Origin of the sequence: Thalassospira marina, assembly GCF_002844375.1 — a bacterium.
Taxonomy (GTDB): Bacteria; Pseudomonadota; Alphaproteobacteria; order Rhodospirillales; family Thalassospiraceae; genus Thalassospira; species Thalassospira marina.
Genome location: NZ_CP024199.1, coordinates 3,836,341 through 3,853,106, shown reverse-complemented (window position 1 = coordinate 3,853,106; position 16,766 = coordinate 3,836,341). Strand labels below are relative to the sequence as shown.

At 55.3% G+C, this 16,766-nt stretch carries 20 protein-coding genes; 16 read left to right on the top strand and 4 right to left on the bottom strand.

Features of this window, described 5'->3' with window-relative positions; all coding sequences use genetic code 11:
• The 15 genes from urtC (at position 1) to CSC3H3_RS17440 (ending at position 12,409) form a co-directional block, all read left to right on the top strand.
• Positions 1–1,188, top strand: coding sequence for an urea ABC transporter permease subunit UrtC (gene urtC, locus CSC3H3_RS17510; protein ID WP_101270412.1), 1,188 nt, complete (start codon positions 1–3; stop codon positions 1,186–1,188).
• A 35-nt stretch (positions 1,189–1,223) separates the two neighbouring features.
• Positions 1,224–1,979: an urea ABC transporter ATP-binding protein UrtD gene (urtD, locus tag CSC3H3_RS17505; protein ID WP_101270561.1), complete on the top strand. Its 756-nt coding sequence runs from the start codon at positions 1,224–1,226 to the stop codon at positions 1,977–1,979.
• A gap of 2 nt (positions 1,980–1,981) precedes the next feature.
• The gene (urtE, locus tag CSC3H3_RS17500) at positions 1,982–2,677 is read left to right on the top strand and encodes an urea ABC transporter ATP-binding subunit UrtE (RefSeq protein ID WP_101285659.1); all 696 of its coding nucleotides are present in this window, start codon (positions 1,982–1,984) and stop codon (positions 2,675–2,677) included.
• A 215-nt stretch (positions 2,678–2,892) separates the two neighbouring features.
• Complete coding sequence (locus CSC3H3_RS17495) at positions 2,893–3,798, top strand: urease accessory protein UreD (RefSeq protein WP_245881166.1); 906 nt, start codon at positions 2,893–2,895, stop codon at positions 3,796–3,798.
• A gap of 39 nt (positions 3,799–3,837) precedes the next feature.
• Positions 3,838–4,140: an urease subunit gamma gene (locus CSC3H3_RS17490; RefSeq protein WP_101270409.1), complete on the top strand. Its 303-nt coding sequence runs from the start codon at positions 3,838–3,840 to the stop codon at positions 4,138–4,140.
• Positions 4,141–4,156: 16 nt separating this feature from the next.
• The gene (locus CSC3H3_RS17485; protein WP_101285658.1) at positions 4,157–4,468 is read left to right on the top strand and encodes an urease subunit beta; all 312 of its coding nucleotides are present in this window, start codon (positions 4,157–4,159) and stop codon (positions 4,466–4,468) included.
• A gap of 2 nt (positions 4,469–4,470) precedes the next feature.
• Positions 4,471–6,180, top strand: coding sequence for an urease subunit alpha (ureC, locus tag CSC3H3_RS17480; RefSeq protein WP_101285657.1), 1,710 nt, complete (start codon positions 4,471–4,473; stop codon positions 6,178–6,180).
• Positions 6,181–6,192: 12 nt separating this feature from the next.
• Positions 6,193–6,876, top strand: coding sequence for an urease accessory protein UreE (locus CSC3H3_RS17475; RefSeq protein ID WP_101285656.1), 684 nt, complete (start codon positions 6,193–6,195; stop codon positions 6,874–6,876).
• On the top strand, positions 6,866–7,588 hold the full coding sequence (locus CSC3H3_RS17470) for an urease accessory protein UreF (RefSeq protein WP_101285655.1): 723 nt from the start codon (positions 6,866–6,868) through the stop codon (positions 7,586–7,588). The genes CSC3H3_RS17475 and CSC3H3_RS17470 overlap by 11 nt, the downstream gene beginning before the upstream one ends.
• Positions 7,585–8,202: an urease accessory protein UreG gene (gene ureG, locus CSC3H3_RS17465; RefSeq protein ID WP_101270401.1), complete on the top strand. Its 618-nt coding sequence runs from the start codon at positions 7,585–7,587 to the stop codon at positions 8,200–8,202. The genes CSC3H3_RS17470 and ureG overlap by 4 nt, the downstream gene beginning before the upstream one ends.
• A 333-nt stretch (positions 8,203–8,535) precedes the next feature.
• Positions 8,536–9,843, top strand: a complete 1,308-nt coding sequence (locus CSC3H3_RS17460; protein WP_101285654.1) for a hypothetical protein — start codon at positions 8,536–8,538, stop codon at positions 9,841–9,843.
• Positions 9,840–10,079 carry a hypothetical protein gene (locus tag CSC3H3_RS17455; RefSeq protein WP_101285653.1) on the top strand — a complete coding sequence of 80 codons (240 nt, stop codon included), beginning with the start codon at positions 9,840–9,842 and terminating at the stop codon, positions 10,077–10,079. The genes CSC3H3_RS17460 and CSC3H3_RS17455 overlap by 4 nt, the downstream gene beginning before the upstream one ends.
• Positions 10,080–10,501: 422 nt before the next feature.
• Positions 10,502–11,047 carry a biotin transporter BioY gene (locus CSC3H3_RS17450; RefSeq protein ID WP_101285652.1) on the top strand — a complete coding sequence of 182 codons (546 nt, stop codon included), beginning with the start codon at positions 10,502–10,504 and terminating at the stop codon, positions 11,045–11,047.
• Positions 11,048–11,120: 73 nt separating this feature from the next.
• A complete protein-coding gene (locus CSC3H3_RS17445; RefSeq protein WP_101285651.1) occupies positions 11,121–11,795 on the top strand; it encodes an energy-coupling factor ABC transporter ATP-binding protein in 675 nt (224 codons plus the stop codon).
• Positions 11,792–12,409, top strand: a complete 618-nt coding sequence (locus CSC3H3_RS17440) for an energy-coupling factor transporter transmembrane component T family protein (RefSeq protein ID WP_101285650.1) — start codon at positions 11,792–11,794, stop codon at positions 12,407–12,409. Before CSC3H3_RS17445 ends, CSC3H3_RS17440 begins: the two co-directional genes overlap by 4 nt.
• Positions 12,410–12,467: 58 nt before the next feature.
• Here the strand turns inward: CSC3H3_RS17440 and fghA are convergent, their stop codons facing one another.
• Together fghA and CSC3H3_RS17430 are read right to left on the bottom strand one after the other, a co-directional pair.
• Positions 12,468–13,325 (bottom strand): S-formylglutathione hydrolase, encoded by an 858-nt coding sequence (gene fghA / locus CSC3H3_RS17435; RefSeq protein WP_101285649.1) that lies wholly within the window; start codon positions 13,323–13,325, stop codon positions 12,468–12,470.
• Positions 13,326–13,385: 60 nt separating this feature from the next.
• On the bottom strand, positions 13,386–14,510 hold the full coding sequence (locus CSC3H3_RS17430; protein ID WP_172963472.1) for an S-(hydroxymethyl)glutathione dehydrogenase/class III alcohol dehydrogenase: 1,125 nt from the start codon (positions 14,508–14,510) through the stop codon (positions 13,386–13,388).
• Between the two features lie 193 nt (positions 14,511–14,703).
• Here CSC3H3_RS17430 and CSC3H3_RS17425 point away from each other — a divergent pair, with 193 nt between their 5' ends.
• Entirely contained in the window at positions 14,704–15,579 is an 876-nt protein-coding gene (locus CSC3H3_RS17425) for a LysR family transcriptional regulator (protein WP_101285647.1), read from the top strand.
• Between the two features lie 10 nt (positions 15,580–15,589).
• On the opposite strand, the gene CSC3H3_RS17420 is transcribed toward CSC3H3_RS17425, so the two are convergent.
• Both CSC3H3_RS17420 and CSC3H3_RS17415 read right to left on the bottom strand, forming a co-directional pair.
• On the bottom strand, positions 15,590–16,294 hold the full coding sequence (locus tag CSC3H3_RS17420) for an RES family NAD+ phosphorylase (RefSeq protein WP_215907521.1): 705 nt from the start codon (positions 16,292–16,294) through the stop codon (positions 15,590–15,592).
• Positions 16,291–16,716: an MbcA/ParS/Xre antitoxin family protein gene (locus CSC3H3_RS17415; protein ID WP_101285646.1), complete on the bottom strand. Its 426-nt coding sequence runs from the start codon at positions 16,714–16,716 to the stop codon at positions 16,291–16,293. The genes CSC3H3_RS17420 and CSC3H3_RS17415 overlap by 4 nt, the downstream gene beginning before the upstream one ends.
• Positions 16,717–16,766 lie beyond the last annotated feature (50 nt).

The following is a 16,766-nucleotide window of genomic DNA, read 5'->3' as shown; positions in this document are numbered from 1 at the left end:
ATGACCGACTATCGCCAGAAATATAAAATGACGCCGGTTCTGGGCTGGTTGCTGCAGGATCGGGGCGGGATGATCCTGCTGGGGATTTTGTTGCTGGGCTGCATCCTTATTCCAGCGGGGAACCTGCTGGTGCCCGAAGGATCGGCCTTTCATGTGCCGACCTGGATGCTGGGGCTTTTGGGCAAATATCTGTGCTATGCCCTGTTGGCGTTAAGTGTTGATCTGATCTGGGGTTTTTGCGGCATTCTCAGCCTGGGGCATGGGGCGTTTTTTGCCCTGGGCGGTTATGCCATGGGCATGTATCTGATGCGCCAGATCGGCGATCGCGGGGTCTATGGCGACCCGGTCTTGCCCGATTTCATGGTGTTTCTGAACTGGAAGGAACTGCCCTGGTACTGGTACGGGTTTGATCATTTCAGTTTTGCCGTGATCATGGCGATGCTCGTGCCCGGTGTGCTGGCATTTGTCTTTGGTTTTCTGGCGTTTCGGTCCCGCGTGACGGGGGTGTATCTTTCCATCATTACCCAGGCGATGACCTATGCCCTGTTATTGGCCTTTTTCCGCAATGATATGGGGTTTGGCGGCAATAATGGCCTGACGGATTTCAAGGATATTCTGGGTTTTGATTTGCAGTCTGATCAAACGCGCTGTGTGCTGGTGGTGGCGTCCGCCATCATGCTGGGCATTTGTTATGTGGTGTCGCGCGGTATTACCCAATCCCGTCTGGGCAAGGTTTTGATCGCCATTCGCGATGCCGAAAGCCGGGTGCGGTTTACCGGCTATCGGGTGGAATATTACAAACTGTTTGTCTTTACCGTTTCTGCCGTGATGGCGGGCATTGCCGGGGCGCTTTATGTGCCGCAAATCGGCATTATCAACCCGGGTGAATTTGCCCCGGCTGCCAGCATCGAAGTGGTGATCTGGGTGGCAGTTGGCGGGCGTGGCACGCTTTATGGTGCGGTTTTGGGTGCATTTATCGTCAATTATGCCAAAACGTTTTTTACGGGCGTCATGCCTGATTTCTGGCTGTTTTTCCTGGGCGGGCTGTTTATTGCCGTCACCCTGTTTTTGCCCAAGGGGGTTATTGGTGCCATTCCTGCCTTTGGCGGGGCGGGGGCCGCAGGGGCAGCAGGCAACTGGCGTGAAAGGCTGGCGGCATGGCGGGCCAATCAGGGGGGCAAGGCATGAACACGGCAGAAGACCTTCTTTCCGAAGAAAGCCGCATGATCCAAAGCGAAAAGGCCGCAACCATCCTGTATGTCGATGGGGTGTCGGTAACGTTTGATGGCTTTCGTGCGCTTAACAATCTCAGCTTTTATGTCGAGCCGGGCGAACTTCGCGCCATTATCGGCCCCAATGGGGCGGGGAAAACCACGATGATGGATATCATTACCGGTAAAACCCGGCCTGATAGCGGCGATGTTCTGTTTCGCAGCGATGTTGATTTAACCAAACTTGATGAAGCGGAAATCGCCAATCTGGGCATTGGGCGCAAATTTCAGAAACCCACCGTTTTTGAAAGTCATACGGTGTTTGATAACCTGCTTCTGGCCTGTTCGGGCGGGCGTGGAGTGTTTCAGGCGCTGTTTCACCGGCTGGCAAACAGCGAAAAGCAGCGCATTGAAGAAACCCTGGCCACCATTCGCCTGGGGGATTTGCGCGATGTGATGGCGGCAAACCTGTCGCACGGGCAAAAGCAGTGGCTGGAAATTGGCATGTTGCTGATGCAGGAACCACAATTGCTGCTGGTGGACGAACCCGTTGCCGGCATGACAGATTCCGAAACCGAACAGACCGCCATTTTGCTGCGCGATATTGCCAAAACCCGGTCGGTTGTGGTGGTGGAACATGACATGGAATTTGTCCGCGACCTTGATTGCAAGGTGACGGTGCTGCACGAAGGATCGGTCCTGGCGGAAGGCCGGTTGGATAGCGTGCAAAAAGACCCGCGTGTCATTGAAGTCTATCTGGGGCGCTGATCATGTTAAGTGTTGAAAATATCGACCTTTTTTATGGGGCGTCCCATGCATTGCGTTCGGTGTCGCTGCGTGCAGAAACCGGCAAGGTAACGGCGGTTCTGGGGCGCAACGGGGTGGGCAAAACATCGCTGATGCGCGCCGTTGTCGGCCAGCATCCGGTATCGGGGGGCGATATTGTCTGGGAAGGCAAAAAAATTTCGCGTGACCCGGCCTGGAAACGGTCTGCTGCAGGTATTGCCATTGTGCCCCAGGGACGCGAGATTTTCCCGCTTCTGAGCGTAAAGGAAAATCTCGAAACCGGCTTTGCCGCCCTGCCGCGTGCCATGCGCCATATCCCTGATGAGATATTCGACCTGTTCCCCGTTCTGCGCGATATGCTGGGGCGGCGTGGTGGCGACCTTTCAGGTGGGCAACAACAGCAGCTTGCCATTGGCCGCGCCCTTGTCACCCGTCCGCGCCTGCTGGTTCTTGATGAACCGACAGAAGGCATTCAGCCTTCCATCATCAAGGATATTCAGCGTGTGATCAAACAGTTGGCGGATCGGGGTGATATGGCGATTTTGCTGGTTGAACAGTATTTTGATTTTGCCCATGAACTGGCCGACGACATCGTGGTGCTGGAACGTGGGGAAGTGGTGCTGGCGGGCAAAAAGGACGATCTGGACCGCGAAAATGTACGCAGTTATCTGACTGTTTGATCAGCATTTGCCTAAAATTCGCACAGTGGCCGCAACTGCCGGGCAAGGGCCGTTTTGCCGGGCGGCAGGATTGGCGGGCCTCGGCGTTTTGGCCCGTATTTTGCTTTTGCCAGTGGAACGTGCAGTGGCGAATGGCCTGCCCCTCGTGGTAAAGTGGGGATGCATGCCAGACGGGACTGAACGTTTCAGGGTGGAAAACGGCGTTGGGTGGGTTCGTGCAACTCGGCAAGATTGAAAATTCTACGCTTGATGATGCTGCATTGTCGGCAGCCATGCGCCCGATCATAACCGATGGCCGTGCCGAAGTGGCATTCAAGGCCGCACCCGTTTCCCATATGCCATCGCGCCTGGACCATCTTTATTACCGCGATCCGATGAAAATGCTGTTTCCGCGCCCCCAGCCCGGCGATATCAGCCAGGCAGTGCTGGCGACAACATCGGGCGGCATGGTGGGCGGCGACCGGCTTTCATTTTCCGGGCGGGCCGGGGAAAACGCGCAATTGCTGATAACCGCACAGGCCGCCGAAAAAGTTTATCGGTCGCTGGGGCCGGATGGAAAAATGCATGTTGTTCTAAGTGCCGATGATAATTCCTGGCTTGAATGGCTGCCGCAGGAAACAATCCTGTTTGAAGGGGCGCGTTTGCGCCGGACAACATCGGTTTCCGTTGCCGGTTCTGGCCGGGTTTTAGCCGGGGAAATGATGGTTTTTGGCCGCCTGGCCCGGGGTGAGGTTTTTACCCGTGGCCTTGCGCGCGATGCCTGGGATGTAACGCTGGATGGCCGGCCGGTCTGGCGGGATGCGTTGCATCTTGATGGTGATATTTTACAGGTGCTGGATCATCCGGCCAGTTTTAACGGGGCACGGGCAAGTGCCACGGCGGTCTATACCGGTCGGGGGGCCGAGGACATGCTGGATATTGCTCGTGAAAGCCTGGAAGGCGCTGTGCAACAGGGGGATGGTGTTTTGGCAGCAGCAACCGCGATGGAAAATATTGTTATCGTGCGGTGGCTGGCGGCCGAACCCATGCGGTTGCGCAGCGCCTATGGCGCCTGGTGGGCGGCATTTCGCAACAGGGTTAATAACCTGCCGGCGCGCTTGCCGCGCATGTGGGAAATTTAGGATGCATCGCAACGACATGCATATCAGAGGGAAAAAGCCATGAACCTGACGCCACGTGAAAAGGACAAATTGCTGATCGCGATGGCCGCGATGGTTGCTCGCCGCAGGCTGGAACGCGGGGTGAAGCTGAATTATCCCGAGGCCATTGCCCTGATTACCGATTATGTCGTGGAAGGCGCGCGTGACGGCGTTTCTGTTGCCGATCTGATGCGCGACGGGGCAACGGTTTTAAGTCGCGAACAGGTGATGGATGGCATTGCCGAAATGATCCCGGAAATCCAGGTCGAAGCCACCTTCCCCGATGGGGTCAAGCTGGTAACCGTTCACGAACCCATTCGTTAATTGGAAGGGCAAGATCATGATCCCCGGTGAAATCATCACGGCTTCTGGCACCCTGACCCTGAATGAAGGGCGTGAAACCTTAACCCTGACAGTGTCAAACACCGGCGACCGCCCGGTGCAGGTGGGGTCGCATTATCATTTTTACGAAACCAATCCCGGCCTAGATTTTGACCGCGAGGCAGCACGCGGCTTTCGCCTGGATGTGCCAGCGGGCAGTGCTGTGCGGTTTGAGCCGGGCCAAACCCGCGAGGTGCAACTGGTGCGCTATGCGGGCAAGGGCGTGGTTTACGGGTTTAACGGCAAAATCAATGGCGCGTTGGGGGACTGAAAATGGCTTATGAAATTGATCGTCCTTCCTATGCCGCCATGTTTGGCCCGACCGTGGGCGACAAAGTGCGCCTTGCCGATACCGACCTGATCATCGAGGTGGAAAAAGATTTCACCACCTATGGCGAGGAAGTAAAATTCGGCGGCGGCAAGGTTATTCGCGATGGTATGGGGCAATCCCAGGCATCGCGCGCCGATGGTGCAGTTGATACCGTGATTACCAATGCCCTGATCCTGGATTACTGGGGTATTGTGAAGGCCGATATCGGCCTGCGTGATGGCCGGATTGCCGCGATTGGCAAGGCCGGCAACCCCGATATTCAGCCCGGTATCGACATTATCATCGGACCGGGAACCGAGGTGATTGCCGGGGAAGGCAATATCGTTACTGCGGGCGGCATTGATGCGCATATTCACTGGATCTGCCCGCAGCAGGCTGACGAGGCGCTTTATTCTGGTGTTACCACCATGCTGGGCGGTGGCACCGGTCCGGCGGCGGGCACCAATGCCACCACCTGTACGCCCGGTCCGTGGCATATTGCCCGGATGCTGCAGGCGGCCGATGGCCTGCCGGTAAATGTCGGTTATTTTGGCAAGGGCAATGCCACGCTGCCGGCATCGTTGATCGAACAGGTCAAAGCCGGTGTATGCGGCCTTAAACTACATGAAGACTGGGGCACCACGCCTGCCACGATTGATACCTGCCTGTCGGTTGCCGATGACCTTGATGTGCAGGTAATGATCCATACCGATACGCTCAATGAAAGTGGCTTTGTCGAACATAGCCGGGCGGCATTTAAGGGCCGCACCATTCATACCTTCCATACTGAAGGGGCCGGTGGCGGCCATGCGCCTGACATCATCAAGCTGTGCGGTGAAGCCAATGTGCTGCCCAGTTCGACCAACCCGACCCGGCCCTTTACGGTCAATACCATCGACGAGCATCTCGATATGCTGATGGTATGCCACCATCTGGACCCGAAAATTCCCGAAGATGTGGCCTTTGCCGAAAGCCGTATTCGCCGCGAAACCATTGCTGCCGAAGACATTTTGCACGACCTTGGCGCTTTTTCGATCATTTCATCGGACAGCCAGGCCATGGGCCGCGTTGGCGAGGTGATTTGCCGCACATGGCAAACGGCCGATAAAATGAAAAAGCAGCGCGGCAGCCTGCCCGAAGATGGACCGGGCAATGATAACTTCCGCGCTAAACGTTATGTCGCCAAATACACGATCAACCCGGCAATTGCGCAGGGTATTTCGCGCCATGTCGGCTCGATCGAGGTGGGCAAGATTGCCGATCTGGTGGTGTGGAAGCCGATGTTTTTTGGCGTTAAACCCGACATGATTTTAAAGGGTGGCATGATTATGGGGGCTGCCATGGGTGACCCCAATGCATCGATCCCGACACCGCAGCCGGTGCATTACCGCCCGATGTTTGGGGCCTTTGGCCGGGCGTTGACGCAATCGTGTTTTACCTTTGCCTCCCAGGTGGGGATTGATGCAGGTATTGCGGCCGAATTTGGCCTGCAACGGCAATTGCTGGCGGTTTCCAACACCCGCAATATTGGCAAAAAGGACATGAAGCTGAATGATGCCCTGCCAAAAATTGATGTGGACCCGGAAACCTATCAGGTCCATGCCGATGGCGTGCATCTGACCTGCCAGCCGGCAACCGAAGTGCCGATGGCACAGCGTTATTTCCTGTTTTAAGGATTGGCCTTTATGTGGCGTGCCATTGAACATATCCCCGTTGGGCAAACATCTGCCGCCGAATTGCGCGGGACCGTAACGCTGGCCTTTGCCGACCGGCACCGTCGCCGTTTCCGGCTGATGGACGATGCAGGCGAACCCTTTTTGCTGGATCTGCCACATGCTGTTCGGCTGGGGGATGGTGATTTTTTGCGCCTGGCTGATGGCGGGGTAATTGTGGTGCGTGCTGCTGACGAACCGGTCATGACCATTACCTGTGCCGGGCCGGTGGCATCGGCCCGTATGGCCTGGCATATCGGCAACCGCCATACGCCGATGCAGGTTTTAAAGGATGGCCGCTTGCGCATTGTTCATGATCATGTTTTGCGTGAAATGATCATTGGTCTGGGCGGTGTGGTGGATGCCGAAATCGCCCCCTTTGACCCCGAACGTGGCGCTTATCACGGGCTTGGCGGCAATGCGCACGAACATGGGCACCATCACGGCCATGACCACGATTTTTTTGCCAATGCCGATGATGACGGGGCATCTTCCAGTGTTGCTGTGAAGCAGGCTTTGCATGGATCAGCACATGGTCATAGCCACGGCCATAGTCATGATCACGATCACCATCATGATCACAGCCATGATCATGCGCGCCCTCATTCCCATTCCCACCCACATGGCAGTGCTGCCGGGGGCGAGCATGAGCATTAATGAAATCACCCCGCCAGGGCAGCTTGACCCGGCAGGGTTGATACGCCTGATGACGTGGCTGGGGCCGTCTTTCCCGGTGGGGGCTTATACCTATTCCCACGGTGTGGAATATGCGATTGAGGATGGCCGGGTTAAAACCCGCGATAGCGTGATTACCTGGATCGAGGGTGTTTTGGCCTTTGGGGCCGGGCGCATTGACGGTGTGCTGTTTTGCCAGGCCTATGCGGCGGCAAAACAGGGTGATCTGGATGCGCTGACCGGGATTGGTATTGATGCCGATTGCCGCCGGGGGACCGCCGAAATGGCGCTGGAGGCAACAGCCCAGGGGCGCGCCTTTGTCTCGACGGTCAGTCAGGTGTGGGATGACCCATTGCTGGCGCGCTGGGCATCTTCGTTGCGCGGGCTTGATCGTTTGCCATCCTATCCGGTGGCGGTGGCCATCGCGGCGGCGGGTATCGGTGTGGATTTGCGCAGTGCCTTAACCGCCTTTTTCCATGCCATGTCGGCCAATCTGGTTTCCAGTGCCGTGCGGCTCGTGCCGCTGGGCCAAACCGATGGCATACGCGCCGTTGCCGCCCTTGAAAAGGCTGTTGAGATGGCGGTAGAGCGCGCGATTGAAACCGATCCGGAAGATATTGGCGCTTGTGCGCCATTGGTCGACTGGACCTCGATGAAACACGAAACCCAATATACAAGGTTGTTCCGATCATGACGTCACCGCTTCGTATTGGTATTGGTGGGCCTGTTGGTTCCGGTAAAACGGCATTGCTTGAGCGTTTGTGCAAGGCAATGCGTGATGAATTCAACATTGCGGCCATCACGAATGACATTTACACCCGCGAAGATGCGGAATTCATGACGCGGTCCGGCGCATTGGCACCCGACCGCATTGCCGGTGTGGAAACTGGCGGCTGCCCGCATACCGCCATTCGCGAAGATGCATCGATCAATCTTGCCGCGGTCGAGGATATGTCGGCCAAACATCCGGGCCTGGAGGCGATTTTTATTGAATCAGGCGGGGATAATCTTTCTGCTACTTTCTCGCCAGAGCTTGCCGACATCACAATTTACGTGATTGATGTCTCCGCAGGGGATAAGATTCCGCGCAAAGGTGGACCGGGCATTACTCGTTCGGACCTTTTGATCATTAATAAAACCGATCTGGCACCGCTGGTGGGTGCTGATCTGGGGGTTATGGACCGCGATGCGCGCAAAATGCGCGGTGACCGGCCGTTTGTTTTTACCAATCTCAAGGCCATGCAGGGGCTTGAGGATGTTAAAAACTTCATCATCGAGACAGGGGGGCTCCGTCAATCTGCTGCGTGACATAGAACAAGCAGAAAATCGCAGATGATGGGAGTTCGCAAACACCCGGCCCGAAACGGCCGGGTGTTTGTTTTTTAGCTTTGTGCGCGGCGTGCATTGGCAAAATCTCGCAAATGGGGCGGTTTCCCGCCCGTCCGGGCGAAATCCCGCCAGAATTTCCAGTATCGCGCGCGCAACCTATGCGTGAAATTTGCTGTAATTTCAAATCATTGAATTGATTTGGATAAAATTCAAATTTCTGCATTTTTCCCCACGAAAATGCCCATCCCCTGGCGATAGCTTCAGGATATCCGGTTTTGCCCGCCGGTTATTTGGACCTGCCAGGAGAAGGATGTGTTTTCCCACAGCGAAATTGTCGAATTGCGCGGCAATGGGTCAATATTGCTGATTGGCCGACGGCTCTGCTTTGCCCAGCTTAACCGCTTTGATGCCAAAACCTGCGGCAGCATCGAAGACCCGCAAGGCATTGCCGATCGGGTCCGTCGCTATGCCTCATACCCGGGTAACAGCCTTAAACTCCGCCATTTTTGGGCCGCTGCCGCGGGCGGCACCATGGCACCGCGCAATGACCTTGATATGGCACGTGATGTTGGCCGCATTGTTGCCCAAGGCACATGGATGGCACTTGAAATTGCTGATGAGCGCCGGGCTGGCGCTAGTGCTCCCGAAAAAATCAAACGCCGTTTAACGCCCGTCCTCTCGACATTGAAGGGCCGCAATGTTGCGACAATGTCGATGGAGGAAAAGTTCGAGCTGACATTTGGGAAACTAGAAAACCATTTGGGTGAAGGTTTTGCGGAGACCTTGCGCGGACTTGTCTCACCTGTTGCACTTGCAACGGCTGCGGCGACGATTGCAGCACTGGCATTCGCAAGCGGCGGAACCATTCTCGCGGTTATCCTGGGTATCGGTTATGCGATGGTTGGTTGGGCAATTTTCGGTGCTGTTGGCGACCTGATGGAGGCCTTGCAGTTGGTTGCCAATGCCAAGGATGAGAGAGATCTGGATCGCGCGGCCGCACTTTTTGCACGAGTTGCCGCTGAAATCACAGTGGGGCTATTGATTGCGTTGCTTACTCATACTGCTGGGCGTGCAGGGGCGGGAGGACGATCCCCTCGTCAAATAATCGAAGAATCTCCAAAGAATTCTCCCGTGGAAATTAAGACTTCAAGGCCAGTGGTTGAGCCGCGACAGAAGATTGTCTCGAATAAAAATTTCGAGAAAATCGAAAAAGATGAAGTAACTGCGCCAAAATTGCGCCTTAAGGAAATGAAATCTGAATCTACCGGGGATACGACAAGTAGTGCAAATTTGGGTGCCAATGACGTTAATTCTGGCATTGCTCTTAAAAGGAAATTATCTGCGTTGGAGCGTGCTCAAAGCAAGGCAGTGAAAATTCGCGAGCTTCCAGATGGGCGTATCAGGTATTATGCAGCCGAACGCTCGGCGAAGAGCTCAGGCCCAACGAGAGGTTCGTCATATGTAACGGAATATAATTCTAATACGGGATTGGTCCGTTCATGGAATGAAGCATATGATCAGTCAGGGAAGATCAACCGAGTACATCCCAAAATGATCAACGGTCAACATGTCGATTCTCTTCATTATCCCCCAACTGGAACCGAATTGGGTATCCGATGAAAATGTCTAAATCAGAGTTTGGTAAAATGTTAGAAAAAAAGCTCAATGAGACACATGATTTGGTTATCTTGTCTCGCTGGGCCTTTGAGATATTTATGGATCATCAACGAGATTCGGAAGCGGACGACGATATGCAGGAATTATTGTTGGAACTTAGCTCTATGGAAGATGGAGAGGAATTCGAATTTTCAGTAGAAGAACTTGTTGCGTTATCAAAGAATCTTCAAAATTCCTGAGACTTCTCCTGCGGTGAATTCTTAAGGTCTTGGTTTTATTAATTTGTAGGAAATGCTTTTTTACGAAGTTTCATAGAGCTCTAGTCACCGTTGAGACGGGTACTACATGAGGCCGTTGTGTGATTTAGCGGTGCAGATAGGGTATTTAGTTTTTCAAGCAAAAAAATATCTCGATAATTTGTGACGGCTGAATTCGAGTGGGATATTTTTAGGTTGGCTAGCGGTCAAACGTTGTTGTCTTTTGCGAAGCCACGATCTTTGACGTAGCCGAGATATCTCATTTCCCTTGGAAAACCGCGCGTTTGTCGTTATCCCTTGCCAGTGAGATTGGTGGCCCTGACGTGATGTGGGGCCGGTTTTTGCATTTGTGGCGGGTCGTGTAACGGGCTGTCGCAGGGCTGGCCCGAACGTGAGGGATCAGGATGAAGACCAAGGACATTGTTTATATTGCCCTTTTTGCGGCATTGATGGCTGTTTTGGGGCTTTTTCCGCCCTTCACCCTGCCGGTCACGGGCGTTCCGATTACAGCGCAGTCGCTTGCGCCGATGCTGGCCGGGGCGATTTTGGGGGCGCGGCGTGGTGCCCTTTCTGTTGTGCTGTTTCTGGTGCTGGTCGCGCTTGGTCTGCCGCTTTTGGCCGGTGGGCGTGGTGGTTTTGGCGTGTTTCTGGGCCCGACGGGCGGTTTCATGCTGGGCTGGGCCGTGTCGGCCTTTGTTATCGGCTATCTGATTGAAAAATTCTGGGATCGCCTGAATGTGGTGAACACGGCGGCGATTATCGGTTTTGGCGGTATTGTTGTGCTTTACGGGCTGGGCAATGCCTGGGTCGCGGTGGCGGTTGATATTTCCTATTGGAAAGCTACTGTCGGGGCGGCACCGTTTCTGATTGGCGATGCCCTGAAGGTTTTTGTCGCAACGGGTGCGGCCCTCGCCGTGCGCAGGGCCTATCCGCTGGTTTCGCCAGCCTGATTTGCGTGCTTTAATTGGGCCGCCTGCGCAATCGCTGCAGGCGGCTTTTTGCTGGGCGGAATATGAGAGGCCAATGATCGAATTGCAGAATGTCGCCCTGCGATATGGGGCGCAAAGCGTGCTAAAGGACATTTCCCTGTCGCTGGGGGAGCGCAGAATTGGCATTGTTGGCGCCAATGGATCGGGCAAAAGCACGCTGGCGCGATTGCTTAACGGGCTTCTGGTGCCGACAGAAGGCAAAGTGCTGGTTGATGGCATGGATACCGCAAATGATGGCCGCAAGGTGCGCGCCCGGGTGGGATTTGTGTTTCAAAACCCCGATAACCAGATTGTCTTTCCCGTGGTCGAGGAAGATTTGGCCTTTGGGCTTAAGCCCCTGAAACTGTCAAAAGAAGAAGTTAGTAGCCGGATAGATACCATGCTGGTGCGCTATGACCTTGGGGCTTATCGCACCCATCCCAGCCACCAGTTAAGTGGTGGGCAAAAGCAGCTTTTGGCGATTTGTGGCGTGTTGATCATGGAGCCCGCCTGCATCGTGTTTGACGAGCCGACCACATTGCTTGATTTGCGCAATCGCAACCGGGTCGCACAAGCCATTGCCGCACTGGACCAGCAGGTGATTACGGTATCGCATGATCTGGACCTTCTGGCCGACTATGACCGTATTCTGGTGATCGATCAGGGACAGGTGGTGTGTGACGATATCCCGCAAAAGGCGCTGCTTTTTTATGTGGATCTGATGTCATGAACCTTGCCAGCGGCCTGTATCAGGATCGCGCCTCGCTGCTCCATCACCTGCCTGCCGGGTTTAAGGTGCTCGCCCTTGTGGCGCTGGGCACGGCGGTGTTTGTGATTCCAAGCTGGCAAATCCTGCTGGGCATATTGGCGGTTGTTGTTGGCCTTTATGGCGTGGCGCGGTTTTCGCCGCAAATTTTATGGGCGCAAATCCGGCCCTTATTATGGTTGCTTGTCGTGTTCTTCGCCGTGCAGCTGTGGCTGAATGACTGGCAGGCGGGCCTTGTGGTGGTCACGCGCCTTGCCATCGTTGTGCTGTTTGCTGCCTTGGTAACGCTGACGACCCGGGTTTCGGTAATGCTCGAAGCCCTGGAACGCGCCATGCAGCCGCTACGCTTTGTCGGTGTTAACCCGGAAAAGGTCGGCCTGGCCTTTTCGCTGGTGCTGCGCTTTATTCCCGTTATTGCCAGCGTTTCCCATGATGTGCGCGAGGCGCAAAAGGCGCGGGGGCTGGATCGCAATATGCTGGCGCTTTCAGTGCCACTGATCATCCGTACCCTTAAAATGGCTGATGATGTTGCCGATGCGATCGAGGCACGGAGTTATGACCCCGCCGGGCGCAAATAAATGTCGGACCTGTTTTGGCTCAGGTCCGGCATGAAAGCATGTTTCACCAGCGGGTAGATTAGGCTGTTAGCCCCAAATGTGTGGCATGAAACCGCATATGGTCTTCGATGAAGCTGGCGATGAAATAATAGCTGTGATCATAGCCTTCCTGCATGCGCAGCGTCAGCGGATAGCCGCTGTTTTTGGCCGCCTGTTCCAGCGTTTCGGGTTTGAGCTGGTCTTTGAGGAAGCCATCAGCATCGCCCTGGTCGACAAGGGCAGGGGTGAAGGCCGTGGGCTGGGCGGTGCTCATGAGCATGGAGCTATCATAAGCGGCCCAGTCGGCCTGTTTGGACCCCAGATAGTTTTCAAACGCCTTCTGCCCCCAGGGCACATTGACCGGGTTGCTGATGGGTGAAAAGGCGGTGACCGAGCGGAACCTGCCGGGGTTGCGCAGCGCCATCATCAGCGCGCCGTGACCGCCCATGGAATGGCCGGAAATGACAGTGTTTTCATTAACCGGGAAATGTTCGGCAATCAGGGCCGGAAGCTCGCTGATGATGTAATCATACATGCGGTAATTTTGCCGCCAGGGTTCCTGCGTGGCATTAACGTAAAAACCGGCCCCCTTGCCAAAATCATAGGCTTCGTTTTCATCATCGGGCACATGGTCGCCGCGCGGGCTGGTATCCGGGGCGACAATGGCAATGCCCAGTTCGGCGGCAATGCGGTGCGCGCCGGCCTTTTGCATGAAATTTTCATCCGTGCAGGTCAGGCCCGAAAGCCAGTACATCACCGGCACCGTGGTGCCGTTACCTGCCTGGGGCGGCAGGTAAATGGCAAAGCGCATGTCACAGCCAAGTGTTGATGATTTGTGGCTGTATTGTTTGTGCCAGCCGCCGAAGCTTTTGGCGCTGGAAATGTTTTCGATGCTCATTTCATCCTCCAGATATGCAATCGGGCCGGAAAAATGTTTCCGGCCCGCTGTTTCGGCAAATTATTTGGCTGCCGGTGCATAATGGATGACGCTGCGAATGCTTTCGCCTTCATGCATCAGGTGGAAGGCATGATTGATCTCTTCAAGCGGCATGGTGTGGGTGATGAAGTCCGACAGTTTGAATTCGCCGGCCAGGTAGCGTTCAACATAATCCGGTAGTTCTGAGCGGCCCTTGACGCCGCCAAACGCGGTGCCGCGCCAGACGCGCCCGGTAACAAGCTGGAACGGGCGGGTGGAAATTTCCTGCCCGGCACCGGCGACACCGATAATCACGGATTCACCCCAACCCTTGTGGCAGCATTCCAGGGCGGAACGCATGACATTGACATTGCCAATGCATTCAAAGCTGTAATCAACGCCGCCATCGGTCATTTCAACGATGACCTGCTGAATCGGCTTGTCGAAGTTTTTCGGGTTGATGCAGTCGGTCGCACCAAGCTGCTTTGCCAGATCGAACTTCTTTTCATTGATATCAATGGCGAGAATGCGTTCCGCCCCCGCCATCTGGCAGCCGATAATCGCCGAAAGACCAATACCGCCGAGGCCAAAGATGGCAACGGTATCGCCCTTTTTTACTTTGGCGGCATTGGTCGCCGCCCCCATGCCGGTGGTCACACCACAACCGAGCAGGCAAACTTCCTCTAGCGGGGCGGCCTTATTGACCTTGGCGACGGAAATTTCCGGCAGTACGGTATATTCAGAGAAAGTCGAGCAGCCCATATAATGGAAAATCGGCTTGCCATTTTGCGAGAAGCGCGTGGTGCCATCGGGCATCAGGCCTTTGCCCTGGGTTTCGCGAATTTTGCTGCACAGGTTGGTTTTGCCCGATTTACAGAATTTGCATTCGCCGCATTCCGGCGTGTAAAGCGGAATGACATGGTCGCCCACGGCAACACTGGTCACACCTTCGCCAACTGATTCAACAACGCCGCCGCCTTCATGGCCGAGAATGGCCGGAAAAATGCCTTCGGGGTCGTCGCCCGACAGGGTGAAAGCATCGGTGTGGCAAACGCCGGTGGCAGTCAGTTTGATGCGCACTTCACCGGCCTTGGGCGGCGCAACCTGGACTTCCTCGATCGAGAGCGGCTTGCCCGCTTCCCAGGCAATGGCGGCTTTGCAGGTGATGGTTTGTGCAGTCATGACAAATCCTTTTTGACGAAGGGGCGCAGTCGGGGCGCATAGATGGGCCGAAAAACCCGTAACATTGTGGGCAGGTTTCCCGGCGTGAAGGGATGCAAAGATATGAAGGAAAGTTTATTTATTTCTGATAATTTGATAATCCGGTAATTATGCAAATTACTTTTACAGTGTGGTAATAATGAATGCGTGGGACGGGATCAGCGAATGTATCGCCGTGGCGGAATGCCAAAGCTTTACCGGGGCGGCAACGCAGCTTGGCGTTTCCATTGCCCATGTCAGCCGCCAGATTACTGCACTTGAAACCCGGCTGGGCAGCAAGCTTTTTTACCGCACCACGCGCAAGGTAACCCTGACCGAAGCCGGGCTTATTTATTACCAGCATTGCCGACAGCTTCGTGATGGCCTTGAAGATGCCGAACGTGCAATCAGCAGCCTGCAGGATACCCCGCGCGGTAAGCTGAAACTGACCGCGCCGACCACCTATGGCGAAAGCGTGATTGCGCCATTGATCAATGATTTTGTCGCCCGCTACCCGGACCTTGAAGTGCAATGCCGCTTTACCAACCAGAAACTTGATCTGATCTTGGAGGGCTATGATCTGGCGATCCGTCTGGGGCGGCTGGAGGGCACACCAAGTGCGATCATGAGCCAGCGGCTATCCTCGCGCCGGCTTTATGTGTGCGTGGCGCCAACCTATTTGCAAAAACGGGGCGAGCCGCACAGCCTGTCGGAACTGGCCCGGCATAACTGCCTGCCTGGCACGCTGGATTACTGGCGGTTCGAGGAAGAGGGGCGGGAACGTAATATTCGCATTCATGGCAGTATTACCGCCAATAGCGGGCAGGCCCTGCTTGATGCTGCGCGGAAGGGCATTGGCATCGTGCAATTACCCGACTTTTACGTTGATCCCTATATCGCCAGTGGTGAACTGGTGCCGATCCTTACCCGCTATCAGCCTTCTGACGAAGGCATTTGGGCGCTTTACCCCGCCAACCGGCATTTGTCATCCAAGGTGCGCATGCTGGTGGAGCATTTGGGGCGGTATTTAGGGTGATGAAAGTGTTTTAGGTGCGGGTGATTTCGGGGTCGGGATTGCCAGACCAGGTGAAAACCCATTGGTCGCCCTGGCGGATATTTTGCACAAGCGAGGGACGCAGGGCAGCGATGCAGTGTCCACCCTGATGGCGGACAGACGGGTAAAGCAGGCCGTTGCCACCTGATGCCAGAATGGCGTGTGCCAGTGCCTGCCCGGCGGGATAGGCAATGGTGGGTGAGGGATCAAGTGCGGTGGCCTGTGGGTGCCCTGCGAGGTCGTGAAACGGTGCGTTGAACCCGGCGATCAATTCGCGATAGGCGGTGATGTTGTTAAAAACGCCCGTATTTTCAAGTTCGCGGGTTAAATGCCAGGCGACTTCAGCTTGTGCGGTTTGGGTAGCGTTATCACCAAGGGCAGCATACCATGCCCCGCGATTTGGGCCGTTAAATCGGTTTCCCTCTGTGCGGGTATAACAAAAGGCTGCGTTGACATAGCTCCAGCCATAACCATTGGCGGGGCTTAGCAGTTCAGTTGGGTCCAGCCCACCAGGGAGGGGCAGGGGTGGTTGCAGCCTTGCCGATGTCAGGCCCTCGATTTCGGCAAGAAGGTCAAGTTCTTCGTCGTCATCAGCAAGGGGGCCTAAGGCAGGTTCATCGATATAGGCGGTCGGTATCAGGCGAATTGTGCTGTCGGCGACAAAATCCCGGCATTCAAGGTCGCTGGCACGGATCAAACCCCACCCCGCAGCGCATCAATATGCTGGCGAACCCGCATCATGGCAGGAATACCGCCCTCCAGCATGACCTGAATGGGGGTTTTGTTATTAAAACCCGGTCCTTTATTGGGCGTTTTGGGCCAGCCATAAGTTAGCGGGCCGTTAAACAGCAATCGTAAACCTTTAAACAGACCGATCAGCAGGCTGGCGCGGGTAACTTTATCCTGGTCGAGTTTGCCGTGAAAGCTGCCGGCTTTCATGCGGCTCCAGGTTGCAGTGGGAACGTCAAACAGGGCTGCGGCCTCGGCATTGGTCAGACCCCAGGCATTGGCTGTGCGTACCACAGCCTTGATCAGGACGGCTATTTTGTCGCGTTCCGTGATCGGGCGGACAAGGCCGGTTTCACCTGCTGGCATATCTTGGTTAGCGGGATAAAGCATTTTTCCCTCCATCGGATAAGAATAACCTTATCATATGATAAGAAAAATGC

Bases quoted from the DNA above. Each gene is read 5' to 3' on its own strand.
- CSC3H3_RS17455 (WP_101285653.1), top strand. From the start codon at position 9,840: ATGAAAATGTCTAAATCAGAGTTTGGTAAAATGTTAGAAAAAAAGCTC.
- urtD (WP_101270561.1), top strand. From the start codon at position 1,224: ATGATCCAAAGCGAAAAGGCCGCAACCATCCTGTATGTCGATGGGGTG.
- CSC3H3_RS17485 (WP_101285658.1), top strand. From the start codon at position 4,157: ATGATCCCCGGTGAAATCATCACGGCTTCTGGCACCCTGACCCTGAAT.
- CSC3H3_RS17445 (WP_101285651.1), top strand. From the start codon at position 11,121: ATGATCGAATTGCAGAATGTCGCCCTGCGATATGGGGCGCAAAGCGTG.
- CSC3H3_RS17475 (WP_101285656.1), top strand. From the start codon at position 6,193: ATGTGGCGTGCCATTGAACATATCCCCGTTGGGCAAACATCTGCCGCC.
- CSC3H3_RS17450 (WP_101285652.1), top strand. From the start codon at position 10,502: ATGAAGACCAAGGACATTGTTTATATTGCCCTTTTTGCGGCATTGATG.
- CSC3H3_RS17415 (WP_101285646.1), bottom strand. From the start codon at position 16,716: ATGCTTTATCCCGCTAACCAAGATATGCCAGCAGGTGAAACCGGCCTT.
- ureG (WP_101270401.1), top strand. From the start codon at position 7,585: ATGACGTCACCGCTTCGTATTGGTATTGGTGGGCCTGTTGGTTCCGGT.
- fghA (WP_101285649.1), bottom strand. From the start codon at position 13,325: ATGAGCATCGAAAACATTTCCAGCGCCAAAAGCTTCGGCGGCTGGCAC.
- CSC3H3_RS17425 (WP_101285647.1), top strand. From the start codon at position 14,704: ATGAATGCGTGGGACGGGATCAGCGAATGTATCGCCGTGGCGGAATGC.
- urtE (WP_101285659.1), top strand. From the start codon at position 1,982: ATGTTAAGTGTTGAAAATATCGACCTTTTTTATGGGGCGTCCCATGCA.
- urtC (WP_101270412.1), top strand. From the start codon at position 1: ATGACCGACTATCGCCAGAAATATAAAATGACGCCGGTTCTGGGCTGG.
- CSC3H3_RS17470 (WP_101285655.1), top strand. From the start codon at position 6,866: ATGAGCATTAATGAAATCACCCCGCCAGGGCAGCTTGACCCGGCAGGG.
- ureC (WP_101285657.1), top strand. From the start codon at position 4,471: ATGGCTTATGAAATTGATCGTCCTTCCTATGCCGCCATGTTTGGCCCG.
- CSC3H3_RS17490 (WP_101270409.1), top strand. From the start codon at position 3,838: ATGAACCTGACGCCACGTGAAAAGGACAAATTGCTGATCGCGATGGCC.
- CSC3H3_RS17440 (WP_101285650.1), top strand. From the start codon at position 11,792: ATGAACCTTGCCAGCGGCCTGTATCAGGATCGCGCCTCGCTGCTCCAT.